Below are 19200 nucleotides of genomic sequence, written 5' to 3'. Positions count from 1 at the left end.
TGAAAGGAGGTTGTCTGAGATGGCAAATCAACCTGCAGCAACAAAACAGGGAGCAGGCTCCTTGTCTTTACTGATCATTTTAATGGCCGGCTTGTTCGTAGCGATTTTGAACCAAACGCTTCTGAACGTAGCCATGCCCCATTTAATGACTGAATTTAATGTGAGTGCAACGACGATTCAGTGGCTTACAACAGGTTATATGCTTGTCAACGGTGTGCTGATTCCGTTATCTGCGTTTTTAATCACACGCTTTGGACAGCGCAGCTTATTTCTAGTCGCCATGATCTCGTTTACACTAGGGACCTTTATTTGCGGGATTGCGCCGAACTTTTCAACGATGCTCATCGGTCGTTTGATTCAGGCAATCGGCGGCGGTATCCTGCAGCCGCTCGTGATGACAACAATCCTTTTTATTTTCCCTCCGGAAAACAGAGGGAAAGGAATGGGGATTTTCGGTCTTGCGATGATGTTTGCTCCTGCGGTAGGACCAACATTATCTGGTTATATTATTGAACATTATTCTTGGCGTATTATGTTTTATGGACTTGTACCAATCGGAGCGATTGTCATTATCGCGGCTTTCTTTATGTTTAGAAATATTGTAGAGCCTAAAAAAATCAAGCTGGACAGCCTTGGTGCGATTCTTTCCATCGTTGGTTTTGCTTCGCTTCTATACGGAGTGAGTGAAGCGGGAAGTGATGGCTGGACAGATCCGATCGTCTTATCGACGATTATTGTTGGTGCGATTGCGATCATTCTCTTTATTTTCCAACAGCTGAAAGCTGATAATCCGATGCTTGATTTCCGCGTGTTTAAATACAGCATCTTCTCATTATCAAGTGTCATTAATATTATTATTACAGTTGCCTTATACACTGGGATGTTCTTACTTCCGATTTATCTGCAGAACCTCGTTGGGTTTACGGCATTGCAATCCGGGCTATTAATGCTTCCAGGGGCACTTGCGATGCTGATTATGTCCCCGATTTCAGGGATTTTGTTTGATAAATTTGGACCTCGTCCGCTTGCGATTGTGGGGATGCTCATTACCGTTGTCACCACATTCGAGTTTACAAGGCTGACCATTGATACATCGTATAGTCACATTGTGCTCATGTATGCAGTTCGTGCATTCGGTATGTCACTCCTTATGATGCCGGTGATGACAGCTGGGATGAACCAATTACCACAGCACTTAAACAGCCATGGTACAGCGATGTCTAATACATTAAGACAAATTAGCGGTTCGATCGGTACGAGTTTGATCACAACGATTTATACGAATCGGACAACATTCCATTATTCCAATATGGCGGATCAAACAAATACAGCGGACCCGTTCTTTATGAATTCATTCCAGGCGGCTGTGTCGAATGTGATGCATCATATGGGCATGACAGCTGAAGCTGCTCAAAAATATGTATCCACCCAGCTCTTTACGAAAGCACAGGTCGATTCAAACGTAATGGGCATCAATGATGCTTACATGTGGGTAACGTTATTCTGTGCCGCTGGTGTCATTCTCAGCTTGTTCCTGCGTGATGTACGTAAGGATAAAAAGCGAAAAGATCAGCAGCATAAAAAACAAGAAATGACACTGCTTCCAGCACCTAAGGAAGCAAACCAAGATGCAAGATAAGTGTGGAGGGACCGTACATGAAAATTTATGTCGTATACGATAGTGAAGGTGACCATACAAAAGCACTGGCAGAAGCAATTGCAGCAGGCGCAGGTGAAACAGAGCAAGCTGAAGTATTCGTCGATCACGTGAAAGATGCGGATATTCGCAAGCTGGATCAAATGGATGCGATCATTTGGGGCTGCCCTGGTCACTTTGGTACCATTAGTTCTGGGTTAAAGACATGGATTGACCGTCTTGGCTACCTATGGGCAGAGGGAAAACTGATCGATAAAGTCGGTGCCGTTTTCTGTACAACTGCTACAACGCACGGCGGTTTAGAAATGACGATGCATAATTTGATTACACCAATGTTCCATCAAGGGATGCTTGTCGTTGGCCTTCCTGGAAATGTGCCAGAGAATGCTTTATACGGCTCTTACTATGGAGCAGGTGTGACATGTCCGATTGATTCTGATGAAGTGATTTCTACAGAAGGCATTGAACTCGGCAAAGCATTAGGAAGACGTGTAGCATCAGTCACTGCGTCATTTAAGCGATAAGGAGAGGGTTCTTTTGGCGACGATTATTGTAGCGTTAGTAGCTGCTGTTCTAGTCATTATCGGATTAGTAGCGTTCAATGTCAGACACGCTTCGGTCGAGAAGAAAGAGATCAAAGAAGATGTGCCCAATCAGCCTGACGTGCCGCACAGCGAGTCAGAAGTTGCGGCGAGACCTGTAGAGCCTGAAGAAGAAGAGGAAGCGTCAAAGCCTTCTCAAACGGATGAACGATTGTCTGGCGATGATTTTTATAGACAGGCGCTTCAAAAGTTTAAGCAGCCAGAACCACCTGTCAAAGAAGAAGAACCAGAGACAAAAATGAATGATGATATGTATCGTTCTGCTTTACAGAAGCTAAAGCAGAAGGACAAATAAAAAAGAGAACCTCTCGCAGGTTCTCTTTTTTTATGGCACAAAAAAACCGCCGGCAGAAGCCGGACGGTTTTCCTTCACTCTATAAAGTGCTAAAGAGCAGATGCTCTTAAATTACGCTTTGTTAACGTTAGCAGCTTGTGGTCCACGGTTACCTTCAACGATTTCGAAAGAAACTGCTTGACCTTCTTCTAAAGTTTTGAAGCCTTCGCCTTGGATAGCAGAGAAGTGAACGAATACATCGTCTTGACCTTCTACTTCGATGAATCCGAAACCTTTTTCAGAGTTGAACCATTTTACTTTACCTTCTAACATGAAATTTCCTCCTAAAGCGATCTTAACGCTTAAATTCACTATTCTTGCTCTTACACAAACTTCAAAGACGAAAACTCTTTCAAAACTTTCTTCTTAAAGATGATACGAACAAAAATAATTACCTTTACTTTACCAGTGTTTGCGGGAAAAAACAACTGTTATACGAAAACTTTTTTAAAAATAATTAGCGCTAACAAATTGAGGAAAAAGCCTATATTAATTGGCCTCTTTTTCTCTCTGAGAAGCTCACTTGATTTCGGCCAGACTGCTTCGCTTTATAGAGCTCCTGATCAGCCATAATCGGTAATTGTTTGATGTCTGCACTTGTTCCGGGGTAATAAGCACACCCAAGTGATACTGTGATATGAATGGACATGCCATTTTGTAAATATATCGGCTGATCTGCTATTTTTCTCCGTAAGCGTTCTGCAATCTGCCATGTTTTTTCAACTGTACAATTTGGTAGAAGGACAGCAAATTCCTCACCGCCGATCCGGCCAATATAATCAGAGCTTCTTGTGTTTTTCATCAACCTTTTTCCGATTTCTTTTAAAACCATATCTCCCTCATGATGTCCATATTGGTCATTGATGGATTTGAAGTAATCGATGTCTAAGTAAATAAGGGACATTTGATGGATAGGCTGCTTAAATTTCATAGAAAAAGCATCACTTAAGACCTCATCGAACTTCCGTTTATTTAAAACACCTGTTAAAAAGTCATAATGAGCTTGGAATTTATACAAATTTAACAGCTGATATGCTTTTGTTTGATGCTCAATGACGTAAAAGTTAAACAGTCCTGCAACATATGAGAACATCCAATAGGCAGAATGGACTTCAATAGAGGTCTCATGTGCAATCGTAATAAACAAAAAAGTTGCAATCACATTGCTGATCGTAATGGACAAAAGCATTTTCGCAACTTGATTCATATGGCGCTCAGCAATTAAAAAAGAGGCTGTTGCAATGATCATCATGGAAAAAATATTGATGAAAGAACCAACGTTGGCATCAATTAATAATCGGCCAATGATCACAACACAGGCTGCAATGATGGTTTGGACGATGCCTCCATAAAAGGCCGTTAAAATAAGGGGGATATGTCTTAAATCGATGATGGCTGGACCTGCTTTGATAGAGAAGAACATTAAAAGGACACCGAGTAATCCAGAAAGAATGCCTTTGCATAGCTGTCTGAGCAGGGTATCTTCTTTCTTCAGAAAATTCTCTTTAAACACAAGCATAAATAAATAATGGAAAGTGACAAGAATTGTTAAATTAATAAAGAGGTCTCTTAGCAAAATAAAATCACCTTTTTAAAATTACTAAAATTTGTTGCAAAAGAAAAGGGGAAAAAGGATAATTAATAAAAATTTCACTTATGAGGGGATCGAAACACATGCGAGGAAAACGCTTCCCAGATGAAACGGACTGGCTTTCTTTTTTTGAAACGGAGCCTGATGAAAGGTTCGAGAGAGGTATGCCTATTGAATATCAAAACCTGACATTTCGATTTGAAAATCAAGACGAGCGCTTCGTTGTCACGATGTACCTTGGAAGTCAAGAATTTACGTTAAAGGCTGTTCGAAAAAAAGAGGCATCTGTTTTAGGCATATATGATTTTAAAACCGTGCAGCATGTAGAGATAAAAAAGGACAGGCCAAACGAGAAAGAGCTCTTAATCATAGTAGAAGCTTATGACGATTTTATCACAACAGTTGAAATCACCTTTTTACCTTTCTTCTCTGTGATGGTGAAAGAACATTTTTCAGGAGAATAAACAGGAGCCTCTATTTATGAAGGCTCCTGTTTTCTTATTTGTGCTCGATGTCATTGATTACTTGCTGGATTGATTCATCATCCATCACATTCATGACACTTTCATCAATATGGAGAGACTGTGCATAAGACTCTCTTGGCTGATGGTTTCTTGATGTCGATTGGTGCTGATTCGTATGATTTGGCTGTACAGCAGTGAATGCCTGCTTCATCATTTGTCCGATTTCCGCAGTTCCCTTTGATTCATTCTGTGCGTGTGACTCGTGACGAGATGAGTCATGGTGCTGATGGCTTTTTCCTTTCATCATTGAAGACATATTCATTTGCGTCATGCTTTTCAGCCTTCTTCGTAAAACCGGAGAAAATAATGCAATGATGGCTGTTGATACTGCAATCATTGCGCCAGTGCTCATGCCTTTTCTTTTCTTAAACAAACGAATCCCTCCATTTGATCATGATGATACTTCTTCATCATGTTTAGGATGACCAAAGCAGGCTGAATTATGAATTCATTTTATGAAATAGAAATGTGTGCATAAAAAGCCGGCTGGATGAAAAACCTATGAGCAAAAGGAGGGAATAATTGATGAATAAGAAATGGATGCTATCTTTACTACTCGTTCCAACATTGATCACCACTGGATGTGGCATGAACAACCAGGGCGATGAGCGAAGAGGAACAATGAAACGACAGTATGAAAATGTCACATATAAGAATGACAATATGAGACAGGACGAACCAAATGTTCAAACACCTCAGAAGGTCAAAGTGGCAGATAAAGCGTCAGAGCTTGTAGCCAACATGTCTGAAGTGAAAACAGCGAACGTGCTTGTCACAGGAAAAAATGCATTTGTTGCCGTTATGCTTGAAGGCGATAAAAGCGGTAATGTGACGGACGATCTGAAAAAGAAAATTTCAGACAAAGTCAAATCAACGGATCAACAAATCGACAACGTGTATGTATCTGCGAATCCAGACTTTATCGATCGTATGGAAGGATACGGAAAACGTATTAGAAGCGGAGAGCCAATTTCAGGATTTTTCGATGAATTTACTGAAACGGTTCGGCGTGTCTTCCCTGAATCAAAATAGCTACGACAAAAGCCGTATGTCATATGCGGCTTTTTTGTTTGGAACCGCACCTTGCACACCTGACTGCATAAAGTAAAAAATATATCACCTCTTGTTGATCTTTGTTTCTTCATAGAAAGAGAAAGAGGCTGCAGGATGAATTCAGGTGGGGAGCAAATGAAAGCCAAGCCGTCATTGATTCATAAAAAGCTTGTAGGCGGAATGATTGCAGCAGGTCTCATTTTTTATGCTTTCACCGCGTACTTGATTTATGTTGCGTTTCAGCTGACAGGACAATATTTAGAGCAGCAGTCTTCTCCTAAAACCATATTAACGGAGGGACTCAATAAGCAAGTTTATGAACATATTAGAATATACTATGCAGAGGAAGAGGACGCTTTTGTTGACCTGACAATCGAGGCCATGGATCAGGCAAAGAAGAGGACAGCGTCAGTGTTTCAGTTTGAAACTGACAAACCTTTAGACATTATTTATTTTGATGATAAAGAGACGATCGAGCAATTTGCCGGAATCAAGCATATTACGGGTTTTTACTCCGATCATGATCAAATGATTGGATTATATCCAGATAAACGGGAAGCATTATTGAAGAAAGAGACACTGCCTTTATACTTTTTCAACACGTTATTTATTCATGAATATGCTCACTTTGTTTTCTATGAAAAAGCTCATTCTTATGAAGTGTCTCCAGTGATCTTTCCGCTTTGGTTCCATGAAGGAACAGCAGAATGGACGGCCTATGACGTGTTAAATGCCACGTCTGAACGGTTCGACGTCATTCCCTTTCAATCTCTTCATTCCGATCAAGATTGGCAGGACGCCCGGATGACGTATGAGACAGATGTCTATTTGCAAAGCTACTATATGGTCTATGAGCTGGTGCAGCTTTACGGACGAGACATCATACATGAGATCATGCAGGAAACGGCGAAAACAGGTCAATTTGCTAAAGGCTTTGAACAGGCGACAGGGGAGCGGCTCGCAGATTTTGAAGATCAGTTTAACAAGATGTATCAAAGAAAAAACGGCTGACCAGAGAAAAGGGGTCAGCCGTTTTTTTAATGAAGGGGCTTTTGCTGATTGGCTTTGCTTGGCGGCATTTGAACCTGCCCCTGAAGCGGCGCGAAAGCTGACGTCATGGCTGTCATGTCTTGTCTGGAAAGCTGGGGAACTTGATAGTAGCCATGCTTGTTTTGATACAAGAAAATTTCATACGCCATTTCAATAAAGTTCGGGATTTGCGCAGCAAGCACACGTCTGACAACTGGATTTGTTACTTCTAATGCAGACATGGAAAGTAATCCAGCATGTGATTTGACCAGGCTGAGCATATGCCCTGTGATGCCCAAGTCTTTTACATCCTGTAATGACTGATTCGGCTTCTTCGGCTGAGAAGGCTTGATCCCATACGTCACTTGTGTGTGCTCTTTCATCATATAAGTAGCGGTTTCTTCACTAGGCTTTTGTCCAGTAGAAAAACAATCTACAGTGACATTGTACTGAGATAAAACGAATTGGTATTGTCGATCCAAGATGTCGGATAATGCAGGATCCTGAATAAACTGCCGCAGGATCATATACTGATCCAAAATATTAATCGTGCCGGCTAAAATTTCATGTAAATCGAATAACTCATGTCCGCCATGATTGAGCTCGGACTGGGGAGCGCTTCCTTGAAACATTGGTTGCTGATCGTTTTGCATTGAGATTCCTCCTTCTGTTTATACAATCTGTTTTAATGTGAGGATGTTTTCCTTCTTTCATGCAAAAACATTATTTACAATTAGAGGGTTTTCTTCCTTTTTGTCGAAAAAAAGTATCAGACGAATGAACATGGGGGTACCAGATGCAGGACAAAATCATTAATCGTTTGATAGAAGACGAACATGTGCAGGCACCAGTGATTGGCATCGGTGTTTCGCCGTTTGAACAGCATCATCTTGAGGCTTTTTTTCAATCATTTCCACATGAATTAAATGCCTCTTTTATTGTTGTGCAAAATCATGTGACGGACGATTGTATAACTGATTTGGAAGCACTTGTTTTACCGATTGGCTACCGGGCAAAAACGATTAAACATGGTGAGAAAGTCATGAAGAAGACGATTTATTTTTGTCCACAGCATGCGGTTGTGACGTTAACAGAAGATCAGCGGCTGCACCTATCAGAGCAGCTGCCGGCGTGCATGGCTTGCTCTGTGGACTTGCTTTTTCAGTCTCTTGCCAGCGTTCAAAAGGAAGAGGCTTTTGCGATTTTCTTTCAAAAAGGTCATTGTGTGGGAAGTGGCTTGCTTCAGTTGGTTGAGCAAGGCGGTACAGCTTTATCGTGCAGTGAGGTAGAAAGTGGTTTTGACACCTTGTATCAACAAACATTCAAAGACCCTTCAACCCTTGCGGCATATATCGCCAATATCATCAACGTCCCGCATGTCGATGAGGCAGATCCTGTTTTACTGAGAATTATTGAACGTCTTGAAATGTATAAAGGCATTGCCTTTTCAACCTATCAAAAGAAAAGGCTGCTATCTGTCATTCAAAAACGAATGAGGATTGCAAAAAAACGGATTTCATTATTATCAGAGTACGACTGCTTATTAGAAAGAGAACCAGATGAGCTTGATCGCCTGCACGCACAGCTTTTAAGCGGCATGACGTCTTTTTTTAGGGATATGGAGGCTTTTCGTGTATGTGAACATCAGATCATTCCGTCGACCATTGAAAATGCGGTGAAAAACGGGAAATCTCGATGCCGTATTTGGATTGCGGGATGTTCGACAGGAGAGGAGGCCTATTCTTTTACGATCTTATTTTTAGAAGAAATGAAGCGAAGACAAGTGACCATCGAACTTCAAGTATTTGCAACAGATATCAACCGGAAAGCCATTCAAACAGCTAGTAAAGGTCTTTACTCAGTAGAGTCTATGGCAAGGATGCCGGAAAAATGGCGGGCGCGATATTTCGAAAGGAAAGGTGACGCTTTTATTGTGAAGCAGTCGCTTAGAAAACATATTGTCTTTGCACCTCACAATTTATTGATCGATTCACCTTTTATCCACCTCGATTTTATCAGTTGCCGAAATGTTCTGATGTACTTCCAGCCTGAAGTGCAAAAACGAATATTGTCCCGATTCCAATATGCTTTAAAAGATCAAGGGATGTTGATATTAGGGCCAAATGAAACTGTACCCAATATCCCTCGTTTGTTTCATTTGTTCAATGAAAAATGGAACATTTACACCCATTCAAACGTTTCTAAACCACATGTCCCTTGGGCACTAAACGCTCGTGATATCGAGTTGAAAGCGCGAGCCGCACAATATATGCAAGAAGTAAGCGAGGATTATGATGCATGTATGATTATCAACGATAGTGACGAAATCCTGGCATTATCAAATGGTGCGTATTCTTTTTTAGACCATACAGAAGAGTCAGATCAAGCATGTGAATATGTAACACCTGATTATATGAAAGAGATGTTGAGTCAAACCTTTCAAAAGGTGTGGACAGACGAGACAGAGGTTGTGTCTCAACATGTTCTCATTTCGGAAAAAGGCAGCAAGCAGTATGCAGATTTTACCGTGAAAAGTTTTGACCGCCGTTTTAAGGGAGTTTACGTCATTCTCATTCGAATGAATGAGAGAGGAAAAAATCAAAATAACGGCAGGGGCAAAGGAATGTCAGATCAGAATTCAGTCTATCAACAGCGTATTGTCGATTTAGAAAATGAACTCAATGAAGTCAAACAAAAGGAGCAGGAGGCAAGGGCTCAATTAAAAGCGAAACACACGCAATTAGAGGAGTTTGAGAAAAAACACGAGCATTTTATTAATATCATAAACAACTTAAGGGTGACAAGAGAAAAACTGTACAGACCCTCTGTCAAGCCGGAGCTTGCGACGTTGTTTGTGGACAGGGACATGAATATTCGCTATTACACTCCTACAGCTGCCTCTTTATTTACTTCAGCGAAAATCAGGCATCAGCAATCCTTTCAGTCGATGGCTAAAAAGCTTACGCAGGAAACGCTCTATCATGATATCCAATCCGTCATATCGGATAGGCGCGCGATCGAACGTGAAATTGAAACGAACGAAGGAGAGCAATTCACCGTTCACATCACACCTATCTTCGATCAAGAGCATGAAGGAGCGGTGATGACTTGGATTAAAATGACCGAAGTAACGAAAATCAAACAGTCGCTTCATCTAGCGGTGACGGCGCTTGATAACAGCCATATTCATATTGTAGTTGCAACGGAGGAAGGGGTTATCCAGTGCGTGAATCAGCGTTTCTGTCAGTTTGTCCAGCAGCATGAATATGACCTGATCGGCAAAGATATTTTTTCTGTCTACCATTCGCTATGTCAATGTGATGATTTAGAGAAGCAATGGAAGGTTTGTTTAAAAGAGGGCAGCTGGACAGGTGAGCTGTACTTTCAAGATTTATCTGGGCGCGAACGATGGGAGAGAGTCTCTTTACATCGAATCGATGATCCTGACAAAATGCAGTCAACCGTGATGCGGATTTCAGAGGATATCACCAATCAAAAGCAGTCAGAAAAGATGCTGATGAAATCAGAGATGCTGTCGGCAGTAGGGCAGCTTGCAGCAGGTATCGCTCATGAGATACGGAACCCGCTGACATCGTTAAAAGGATTTTTACAGCTGATGATTCAAAGTAAGAAGTATCAGAAAGATTATGCAGATGTGATGATGTCAGAGTTTAATCGGCTCGAGTCAATTATTAATGAATTCCTCGTTCTTTCTAGAAGCAAATCGGTGAAATTTGAACCGGTACATGTCAATCTTCTGCTCGAAGAAGTGATCATGGTTGTTGAATCCCAGGCGGTCTTAAAAGGCGTGTCCATTCAGAAAAATCTGTCTCCGTCGCTCCCTAACATTCAAGGCATTCCGAATGAATTAAAACAAGTCTTCCTGAACATCCTTAAAAACGGAATTGAAGCGATGGATGGTGTGACAGGTGTCATCAAGGTGACCTCTCTCATGAAAGATCATCAAATGATGTTGATATTTGAAGACCAAGGAAAGGGAATACCAGAGGACGAAATAGGGAAGCTCGGTGAACCTTTTTATACTACAAAAGAAAAGGGGACAGGCCTTGGTTTAATGATGACCATTAAAATCATTGAAAGCCATGGCGGCACCATTCGTTTTGAAAGTAAAAGCTTTGAGGGAACACGTGTGATTATTACCTTTCCGATGAGTTAAAAAGACAAGTTTTACATGAAATCCATTCAACATCAATATTTACTTTGTACACTATGAGAGATGAAGCGCAAAGGGGAGAGGTCTAATGAAACGAATGCTATCTATTCGAATGATTTGTTGTTTGGTTTTGATGATCTTTAGTTTGCAATCCTTACTGCCTGGCATGATCACAGGAGGCGAGGTCAGTGCATCTGAAAAGAAGGAAATGGTGTGGAAGCAAAAAAAGATCGTGCAGATCAAAAAAGCCCGTCAGCTAATAGGAGAGACCGTGACGGTGAGCGGAATTGTGACAGCAGATCAATCCGCTGTAGGCAATGGGAAATTGTCCACATACATTCAAGACAAATCAGCTGGAATCAATATTTATTCAGCGCAGCCCAATCACTTCCCGGAACTAAAAGCAGGCATGAAGGTGACAGTGACTGGTAAGATCACGTCTTATAAAGGAATGATTGAAATTGTGCCAGATCAAGGCCGCCTGAAGATAGATGCTGTGAATCAAACTTTGCCAAAGGCGAAGCGAGTGTCCGTTAAACAACTAGAAACGGATCAAGCCGGTAAACATGAAGGAAGACTAGTGAAGATTAAAGGCTATGTTGAGGCAAAACCAGCGCAGCCGGCTGGCGGTGGATACAATGTGGTGATCATTGATAAAAAATACCACAGCACCATCCTGAGAGTGATGGTCGATACAAATGCTATTGATAAAGTAAAGACAGGGAAATGGTACGAGTTTACAGGGGTGTTAAGCAGGTATGATACGCTGCAGGTGCTTCCAAGACATAAGGATGATATCAAACTGCTGAAACGCCAGCCAAAGCCGCCAAAGATTAAGAAGGAATACAAAGCAACAGTTGACCGTGTGGTGGATGGAGATACGATTCATCTAAAGAAGCCTGTTCTTGGTACAACAAAGGTGCGTTTTGTGAATATGGACACGCCGGAAACGTATCATAAGCCAAAAAATGAATTAGACCAAAACCAATTGCGTTTTGGACAGCAAGCGACTGACTATTTAAAAACACTTCTTTCAAGCGGTGACCAAGTCACATTAAAGATTGGTCCTGAAGCGAAGGACAGCTATGGACGTCTTTTAGCTCAAGTGAAAACCAAAAAAGGGCTAAATACAAATCTAGAGCTTGTAAAAAAAGGATATGCCCCTACTTATTTCATCTGGCCAGTTGGAGATGAAAAGGACTATCATACGTTTCAAAAAGCAGTCAAAGAAGCAAAAGAAAAAGGACTGGGCATATGGAACGAAGCGGATCCTCTGATGGAACAGCCGTTTGAATTTAGAGCACGAGAACAGAAAAAAGGACTGACACGCTATGTTGGTGACTCAGCTGTGAAAACCTACGTGTCCCCTGACAAATGGAAAGAAATCAATGTGGATAAACGGATCTTTTTTGCTTCCAAAGAAGAAGCAGAGCAGGCTGGCTATCAGCCGGCAAAGGATGCAAGCGAAGTACCATTAACGATTTTAAGTATGAATGATTTACACGGTAAAATTGATCAAGAATACGAGCTGGATCTCAAAGGTGATGGCAGTAAAGGCATGTACGGACGAATGGATTATGTCGCGGCCTATATGAAGCAAAAACAAGCAGCACACAAAAATACGATTACGGTCCATGCTGGAGATATGATTGGCGGGAGCTCTCCTATATCTTCTCTTCTGCAGGATGAACCAACCGTTGAACTCATGGAGAACATTGGCTTTGATGTGGGCACGGTCGGCAACCATGAATTCGATGAAGGGGTCGACGAGCTATTGCGTATCTTAAATGGCGGAGAACATCCTAAAGGCACAAAGGGGTATGACGGACAGAACTTCCCGCTCGTTTGTGCGAACTGTGAATACAAGGATACAGGTAAGCCACTTTTACCGGCTTATGAAATCATCGATGTCGAAGGAATCCCAGTCGCATTTATCGGTGTTGTGACCAAGTCAGCCGCAGGAATGGTCATGCCAGAAGGGATTAAAGACATTCAGTTTACAGATGAAGTCAAAGCCGTGAATGAAGCCACGAAGGAACTAAAACAAAAAGGGGTTAAAGCCATTGCAGTTTTAGCTCATATGACAGCCTCTCAAAATGGCGATACGATCACTGGAGAGAGTGCAAAGCTTGCCAAAGAAGGTGATGATGAAATTGACGTCATCTTTGCAGGGCATAATCACGAAGTGGTCAATGGAGAGGTCAATGGGAAATTAATTGTGCAAGCCTTTGAATATGGGAAGGCGATTGGCGAAGTCAATGTGACACTTGACCGCAAAACGAAGGATATCGTCAAAAAGAGTGCAAATATCCAGTATGTAGATCAAGCTGGTATAGAAAAGGACAAGGAAGCAGCAGACATCTTGGCTCATTACGGGAAAGAAGTGGAGCCGATTATTAGTGAGGTTGTTGGAGAAGCTGGGGTCAAAATGGAAGGCGGCTATTCAAATGATGGAGACACGCCGCTCGGTAATTTGATTGCGGATGGTATGAGATATTCAATGAAAAGTGACTTTGCCATGATGAATGGAGGCGGCATTAGGCAAAACCTTGAAAAAGGGCCGATAACGTGGGGAGATCTCTTTAATATTCAGCCATTCGGCAACGTTTTAGTCAAACTGGAGATCAAGGGAAAAGACTTAGTTGAGATCATAGAAGCTCAAATTTCTCCACAATTTGGACCAGATTATAGCATTTCAGGCTTTTCATATTCCTATGATCCGGTAACATATAAAGTAGTCGACTTGAAGCTGCCAGATGGTTCAGCCGTAGCTTTCGATCAAACGTATACACTCACTGTGAATAACTTCATGGCAACTGCAACTGGCAGTAAATATGCACCAATAGGCAGACTTGGGAAAAACCCTGAAACAGGCTCAGAAGACTTAGAAGCCACTGTCGCTTTTGTCAAAAGCTTTGAGGGAGCTTCCATTGTGTATCAAAAAGAGGGGCGAATTCAAATAGCAAAACAAGAAGAAAAAGCAGCAAGCTAAAGAGCGTATCATCTAAGAGAAATGTAACAGGCAAAGGAGTTTAAGCATGAAAAAGTGGCTTGCACTGACTGTGATGACAGCCGGGATTGTTCTGCTCGGCTGGGGGATTTGGCAAATCGCCTCTACTCATCTTCAAACAGCCCAATCATTAGACGAAGCGAAGAAGGCTGTGGCGGACGATCAAGGGATGTCCAAAAAGCAGTTTGCTCCAGAAGTGGGAAAAGCTTCTGGCATCCTGACGATTCCAAAATTAAAAGCAGACCTTCCCATTGTCGAAGGGACGGATGCGGATGACCTTGCAAAGGGAGTAGGACACTACAAAGGCAGTTATTATCCTGATCAGAATGGACAAATCGTCCTATCTGGCCACCGTGACACGGTGTTTCGCCGGACAGGTGAACTGGATATTGGAGATCAGCTGAAAATCACTGTGCCGTATGGTGAGTTTGTGTATGAAATCACGCATACGAAAATTGTCGATCAGCATGATACATCCATTATTACGTTGCAGAATGAAAAGGAAGAGCTGATTTTAACCACATGCTATCCTTTTCATTTCGTCGGCAATGCACCAGAGCGGTACATTATTTATGCAAAAAGAGCGTCTGTCTAAAGAAAAAGAGCCTGCGTATGAAAGCAGGCTCTTTTGTTAATGGATGATTTGACTCATGAGCTGGTCCATATCAGGTGGTAGAGGTGCTTCTATGATCAGATGCTCACCTGTAAAAGGGTGTTTCATGTCTACTTGCTTGGCATGAAGAGCACACCTGTTGATGTAATCTCGAACTCCGTCATATAATGTATCCCCAGCTAGTGGATGCCCGAGACTGCTAAGGTGGACACGAATTTGATGCGTTCTACCCGTCTCTAATTGCAGTTTAACGGCTGTCATTTGCAGACGTTTATTCATGTCCATGACCTGAAAATGAGTCACAGCTTTTTGTCCAGTAGGGGAGATTCTTCGTCTGACTGCATGGTGTTTGTCACGGCCGATCGCTGCATCAATGGTGCCTTTCTTTTTTTTGAAAAGCCCCTCTGCGATGGCGATGTATGTTCGGCTGATTGTTTTTTTAGAAAACATTTGATCAAGAGCCGCATGGGCTAATCTATGCTTTGCAAAAATGACGGTGCCGCTTGTGTCTTGATCCAGCCTGTGGATATGTCTCACCCTCTTTTCTTCTCCATTTGCTTGAAAATGGAAGGCCACAAGGTTAGCCAGTGTGCCCGTTTGTCCTTGTTCATTCGGATGAGTTGGCCGTCCGGCAGGTTTTTGCACAATTAATAAATGCTCGTCCTCGAAGAGCACCTCTAATTCACCGTATTCTGGTGCCACATCACTTTCTTCTGTTTCAAATAAATCAATGATGATCTGATCGCCTTTACTGACTTTAGCCGCGTGATGGGCAGGCTTTTGATTTAAACGGACTTTTTGATGCTCCATCCAAAAATGAATAATTGGTTTTGATGCAGATACGGCTGTCTTTAAAAAATGACTGAGTGATGTGTAATGATACTGCTCGTCTACTTTGAGTGAGAGCGTGTGCCCTTTTATGATCATGATATCCGTTCCTCTCTATGGGTATATATAGGAAACACTTACCTTGGCGAACGCCTTTTTTTCTGTGCTATTCTGAATGGAGAAATAACGACAGAGAGGTAGATGACACGTGAGATTAATGAAAGCTGCTACAGACCTGCAAGAGCAGGCAATTGAAGAAATATCAAAGGATGTTGAAGATCTTCTTTCTCATGCTGTCAATGGACAGCAGCGGGATATGCGTCAAAAAGATCGCTCCCTTACCTTTATTGATGGCGTATATAACGGGACGATGGATGATGCTTTTCGTATTTTATCAGGACTTCAGCTATTACATACCATTATTGTAAAACCGAAACGTCATATCACCAAACGTGATCGTGAGTTATTCGAGCGAAACCGTGAGCAGGTCAATGCCTGCGGCTTTTCTTTTCCGTTTGATCTAGACGATTTTGCCAGCCGTCACCTTCAAAATGCGTAAAAGATGGTGTGAACTTCCTTGTTAACTTACAAGGCCCTCGCACATACTATTTTTAAGGGAACGGAGAAACCTTTAAGATCTGTAATACCAAACCCGCTCTTTTTCAACATTGCCTATTTCTCCACGAATCGGAGCGCTTGGATCTCTTGCAGAATGAACCGAACACGGGTAGGAGCCTGACAAAATGGTGCAGGCTCCTTTTATACATAATCATTTTAGCAGACATTCATCTTTGAAAGTCAATTTTATTCACGATATGATAGCATGGAGTATATGTTTAAGACTTTTGTAAAAAAAAGGAGTGGCCTCATTGGTAAAGGCGATTATATTTGATTTTGACGGATTAATTTTAGATACAGAAACACATGAATATGAGGTTTTACAAGAAATGTTTGCGGAGCATGAGTCAGATCTGCCTCTTTCCGTATGGGGCAAGGTCATTGGCACGCAGGCAGGCTTTAAGCCATTTGAATATTTGGAAAAGCAGCTAGGGAAGACGCTGGATCATGAGACACTCACAGCAGATCGGCGTTCTCGTTTTCAAAAAAGAATGAAGGACGAATCAGCAAGACCTGGCGTAGAAGCTTATTTAGAAGCAGCAAAGGAGCTCGGGATCAAGATTGGACTTGCTTCCAGCTCAGACTATAAATGGGTGTCAGATCACCTAAAGCAGATTGGTCTTTTCGACTACTTTGAATGTATCCGCACGTCAGATGATGTGGAAGAAGTCAAACCAAATCCAGAGCTCTATTTGCAAACCGCACGCTGCTTAGGGGTAGAGCCAAAAGATTGCGTGGCATTTGAGGATTCTGTGAATGGATCAGTAGCTGCCAAACGGGCAGGTATGAAATGTGTCATCGTCCCAAACAAAGTGACGAGCACGCTGCAATTTGAAGAATATGATGTCAGATTAGAATCCATGGCTGAAATCGAATTGCTCCAGCTATTCCATCAGCTTGAAAAAGAGGATCAGTAAGGGGGCAAAAACATCATGGCAGAAAAACTAGACTTAACGCGGTTTGAAAAAAGAATGGTGATCCGCAATATCCGTGAAGAGGATATTGACCGAATCATTGCCTTGCAAGAGGTATGCTTTCCAGGCATGGACCCTTGGAAACGAGAGCATCTTGAAAGCCACCTTGAGCATTTCCCAGAAGGACAGTTTTGTGCTGAATTCGAGGGAGAAATCATTGGCTCTTGTTCAAGTTTATTAATTAACTTTGATGAATACGATGATCGCCACACGTGGCAGGACATTACAGATGATGGGTACATCACAAACCATAATCCTGATGGGATGAATATGTACGGAATCGAAGTCATGGTGGGTCCTGAGTACCGCCGCATGAAAATTGGGCATCGTTTGTATGAAGCAAGAAAAGACTTAGCGAGAAGATTAAATTTAAAAAGCATCATCATTGGCGGACGCATTCCGAATTATCATAAATACCAAGAGGAAATGACGCCTCGCCAGTATGTGGAGCAGGTGATGCTTCACCAAATCTATGATCCCGTTTTATCTTTTCAGCTGTTAAATGAATTTAGTCTCATGCGGATCAATCCGAATTACCTGCCGGATGATAAAGCATCCAGCACATATGCGACGTTAATGGAATGGAACAATGTCGACTATCGCCCGCAATCGAAAAGATATTATAAATCGGCGTTCCCCGTTCGAATTTGTGTGATTCAATATGCGATGAAACAAATTCATTCCTTTGAGGAATTTATGAATCAGGTGGAGTATTATGTGGATGTCGCATCAGATGCATCAGCTGACTTTGCCGTATTCCCAGAAATTTTTACGACGCAGCTCATGTCTTATTTAGAAGAGCGTTCACCAAGTCTTGCCGTACAGCGGATTACGGAATATACCGAGGACTACATTAATTTGTTCACAGACCTTTCTGTGAAATATAACATTAATATCATCGGCGGGTCCCACTTTGTAGAAGAGGAAGGGAAAATCTACAATATCGCCTATTTATTTAGACGTGATGGAACGATTGAAAAGCAATATAAACTTCACATCACGCCGAATGAAAGAAAATGGTGGGGGATTTCTGCTGGTGACCAGGTCCGGGTATTTGATACAGACTGCGGCAAAATTGCGATCCAAATTTGCTACGATATTGAATTTCCTGAGCTTGCACGGATCGCGGCTGACAAAGGAGCGAAAATTATTTTTACTCCGTTCTGTACAGAAGACCGCCAAGGCTATTTAAGAGTACGTTACTGTGCACAGGCGAGAGCGGTTGAAAATCAGATTTATACCGTCATCTCGGGAACAGTTGGCAACCTTCCGCAAACCGAAAATATGGATGTTCAATATGCACAATCGGCTATATTTGCCCCATCAGACTTTGAATTTGCAAGAGATGGGATTGTAGGAGAGTGTAATCCAAACATTGAGATGGTTGTCGTTGGTGATGTCGATTTAGAAATTTTAAGAAGACAAAGGCAAGACGGGACCGTACGTCAGCTGAAAGACCGAAGAAGAGACGTGTACCATATTGAATATAAGAAATAATGAAAGGAAGCGCCTATTGTTGAGGCGCTTCTTTTTGATGACATTTTTTAAAGAGACAATGTGGCGCAATGAGCGATCGCTTTCACTGCTAAAAAAGGGACATCTGATTGGATAAGATTTTTTCGATTGACAAAGGGATGCTGGAGCAAAAGCAGAATATACTGAAAGGAGATCATGTGTTCAAAAAGGAGAGGAATATGGGGCGACAATCTAAACATCTGTATATCAATTTGCCGGTAAAGCACGTGAAGGAATCTATCGCTTTTTTTGAGCAGCTGGGTTTTGACTTTGAGCAGCAGTTCACGAATGATCAGGCGGCCTGTTTGGTCATTGATGACACGATCACCGTCATGCTGTTATCTCTTAGGCATTTTCAATCCATCTCAGAGAAACAATTAGTGGACGCAAAAGAGGCATCAGAGGTGATTATCTCTATTCGTGTCAATTCACGAGAAGAGGTCGATGAGCTTGTCGAGCAGGCAATGGCAGCAGGCGGTTCACCGTTTAAGGAGAAGCAGGATCATGAGTTCATGTATGGATGGAGCTTTCAGGATCTTGATGGTCATTTGTGGGAAGTGTTTTATATGGATGAGGAAAGAAGCGGCCTTTCATAAGGGTGCTTCTTTTTTATTGTTTATCAGTGGTATGATAATGAGGAAGCAGAAGGAATCTGGAATTCAACTAGAGAAAAGTAGG

18 protein-coding genes are annotated in these 19200 nt (G+C 42.0%); 13 read left to right on the top strand and 5 right to left on the bottom strand.

The window, feature by feature from the left end; all coding sequences use genetic code 11:
* The first annotated feature begins 19 nt into the window (after window positions 1-19).
* The 3 genes from C6Y03_RS15345 to C6Y03_RS15335 are packed head-to-tail and all read left to right on the top strand — an operon-like array spanning window position 20 to window position 2554.
* On the top strand, window positions 20-1639 hold the full coding sequence (locus tag C6Y03_RS15345; RefSeq protein ID WP_034663790.1) for a DHA2 family efflux MFS transporter permease subunit: 1620 nt from the start codon (window positions 20-22) through the stop codon (window positions 1637-1639).
* A 17-nt stretch (window positions 1640-1656) separates the two neighbouring features.
* Window positions 1657-2181 carry a flavodoxin family protein gene (locus C6Y03_RS15340; RefSeq protein WP_034663787.1) on the top strand — a complete coding sequence of 175 codons (525 nt, stop codon included), beginning with the start codon at window positions 1657-1659 and terminating at the stop codon, window positions 2179-2181.
* Between the two features lie 13 nt (window positions 2182-2194).
* Window positions 2195-2554 (top strand): hypothetical protein, encoded by a 360-nt coding sequence (locus C6Y03_RS15335; protein ID WP_106039582.1) that lies wholly within the window; start codon window positions 2195-2197, stop codon window positions 2552-2554.
* 111 nt (window positions 2555-2665) lie between these two features.
* Here the strand turns inward: C6Y03_RS15335 and cspB are convergent, their stop codons facing one another.
* Together cspB and C6Y03_RS15320 are read right to left on the bottom strand one after the other, a co-directional pair.
* On the bottom strand, window positions 2666-2866 hold the full coding sequence (cspB, locus tag C6Y03_RS15330; RefSeq protein ID WP_003212277.1) for a cold shock-like protein CspB: 201 nt from the start codon (window positions 2864-2866) through the stop codon (window positions 2666-2668).
* Between the two features lie 211 nt (window positions 2867-3077).
* Window positions 3078-4169 (bottom strand): diguanylate cyclase, encoded by a 1092-nt coding sequence (locus C6Y03_RS15320; RefSeq protein ID WP_034663781.1) that lies wholly within the window; start codon window positions 4167-4169, stop codon window positions 3078-3080.
* Window positions 4170-4267: 98 nt separating this feature from the next.
* Between C6Y03_RS15320 and C6Y03_RS15315 the strand changes: the two genes are divergently transcribed.
* Entirely contained in the window at window positions 4268-4648 is a 381-nt protein-coding gene (locus tag C6Y03_RS15315; RefSeq protein WP_060595841.1) for a hypothetical protein, read from the top strand.
* 34 nt (window positions 4649-4682) lie between these two features.
* Here the strand turns inward: C6Y03_RS15315 and C6Y03_RS15310 are convergent, their stop codons facing one another.
* Entirely contained in the window at window positions 4683-5081 is a 399-nt protein-coding gene (locus tag C6Y03_RS15310) for a hypothetical protein (RefSeq protein ID WP_034663775.1), read from the bottom strand.
* A gap of 152 nt (window positions 5082-5233) precedes the next feature.
* Between C6Y03_RS15310 and C6Y03_RS15305 the strand changes: the two genes are divergently transcribed.
* Both C6Y03_RS15305 and C6Y03_RS15300 read left to right on the top strand, forming a co-directional pair.
* On the top strand, window positions 5234-5740 hold the full coding sequence (locus tag C6Y03_RS15305) for a YhcN/YlaJ family sporulation lipoprotein (protein WP_034663773.1): 507 nt from the start codon (window positions 5234-5236) through the stop codon (window positions 5738-5740).
* A gap of 156 nt (window positions 5741-5896) precedes the next feature.
* Entirely contained in the window at window positions 5897-6772 is an 876-nt protein-coding gene (locus C6Y03_RS15300) for a hypothetical protein (RefSeq protein WP_106031645.1), read from the top strand.
* 26 nt (window positions 6773-6798) lie between these two features.
* Here C6Y03_RS15300 and C6Y03_RS15295 read toward each other — a convergent pair whose 3' ends face one another.
* A complete protein-coding gene (locus C6Y03_RS15295; protein ID WP_106039581.1) occupies window positions 6799-7443 on the bottom strand; it encodes a spore coat protein in 645 nt (214 codons plus the stop codon).
* Window positions 7444-7586: 143 nt separating this feature from the next.
* Here C6Y03_RS15295 and C6Y03_RS15290 point away from each other — a divergent pair, with 143 nt between their 5' ends.
* The 3 genes from C6Y03_RS15290 to C6Y03_RS15280 all read left to right on the top strand — a co-directional run bounded on the left by C6Y03_RS15290 (window position 7587) and on the right by C6Y03_RS15280 (window position 14569).
* Window positions 7587-10967, top strand: a complete 3381-nt coding sequence (locus C6Y03_RS15290) for a CheR family methyltransferase (RefSeq protein WP_106039580.1) — start codon at window positions 7587-7589, stop codon at window positions 10965-10967.
* 85 nt (window positions 10968-11052) lie between these two features.
* Window positions 11053-13956: a 5'-nucleotidase C-terminal domain-containing protein gene (locus C6Y03_RS15285; RefSeq protein WP_106039579.1), complete on the top strand. Its 2904-nt coding sequence runs from the start codon at window positions 11053-11055 to the stop codon at window positions 13954-13956.
* 46 nt (window positions 13957-14002) lie between these two features.
* Window positions 14003-14569: a class D sortase gene (locus C6Y03_RS15280; RefSeq protein WP_060595845.1), complete on the top strand. Its 567-nt coding sequence runs from the start codon at window positions 14003-14005 to the stop codon at window positions 14567-14569.
* A 36-nt stretch (window positions 14570-14605) separates the two neighbouring features.
* Here C6Y03_RS15280 and C6Y03_RS15275 read toward each other — a convergent pair whose 3' ends face one another.
* Entirely contained in the window at window positions 14606-15514 is a 909-nt protein-coding gene (locus tag C6Y03_RS15275; protein WP_106039578.1) for an RluA family pseudouridine synthase, read from the bottom strand.
* A 109-nt stretch (window positions 15515-15623) separates the two neighbouring features.
* Between C6Y03_RS15275 and C6Y03_RS15270 the strand changes: the two genes are divergently transcribed.
* From C6Y03_RS15270 to C6Y03_RS15255, 4 genes are all read left to right on the top strand, one after another.
* A complete protein-coding gene (locus C6Y03_RS15270; RefSeq protein WP_034663751.1) occupies window positions 15624-15974 on the top strand; it encodes a DUF5365 family protein in 351 nt (116 codons plus the stop codon).
* 310 nt (window positions 15975-16284) lie between these two features.
* Window positions 16285-16950, top strand: a complete 666-nt coding sequence (locus C6Y03_RS15265) for an HAD family hydrolase (RefSeq protein WP_003211898.1) — start codon at window positions 16285-16287, stop codon at window positions 16948-16950.
* A 15-nt stretch (window positions 16951-16965) separates the two neighbouring features.
* Window positions 16966-18504 carry a bifunctional GNAT family N-acetyltransferase/carbon-nitrogen hydrolase family protein gene (locus C6Y03_RS15260; protein ID WP_066031113.1) on the top strand — a complete coding sequence of 513 codons (1539 nt, stop codon included), beginning with the start codon at window positions 16966-16968 and terminating at the stop codon, window positions 18502-18504.
* Between the two features lie 197 nt (window positions 18505-18701).
* Window positions 18702-19118: a VOC family protein gene (locus tag C6Y03_RS15255; protein WP_066031112.1), complete on the top strand. Its 417-nt coding sequence runs from the start codon at window positions 18702-18704 to the stop codon at window positions 19116-19118.
* Window positions 19119-19200 lie beyond the last annotated feature (82 nt).

The organism is Bacillus sp. LNXM65, assembly GCF_002998575.1.
Taxonomy (GTDB): Bacteria; Bacillota; Bacilli; order Bacillales; family Bacillaceae; genus Bacillus.
This window is presented reverse-complemented; position numbering and strand designations above follow the sequence as displayed.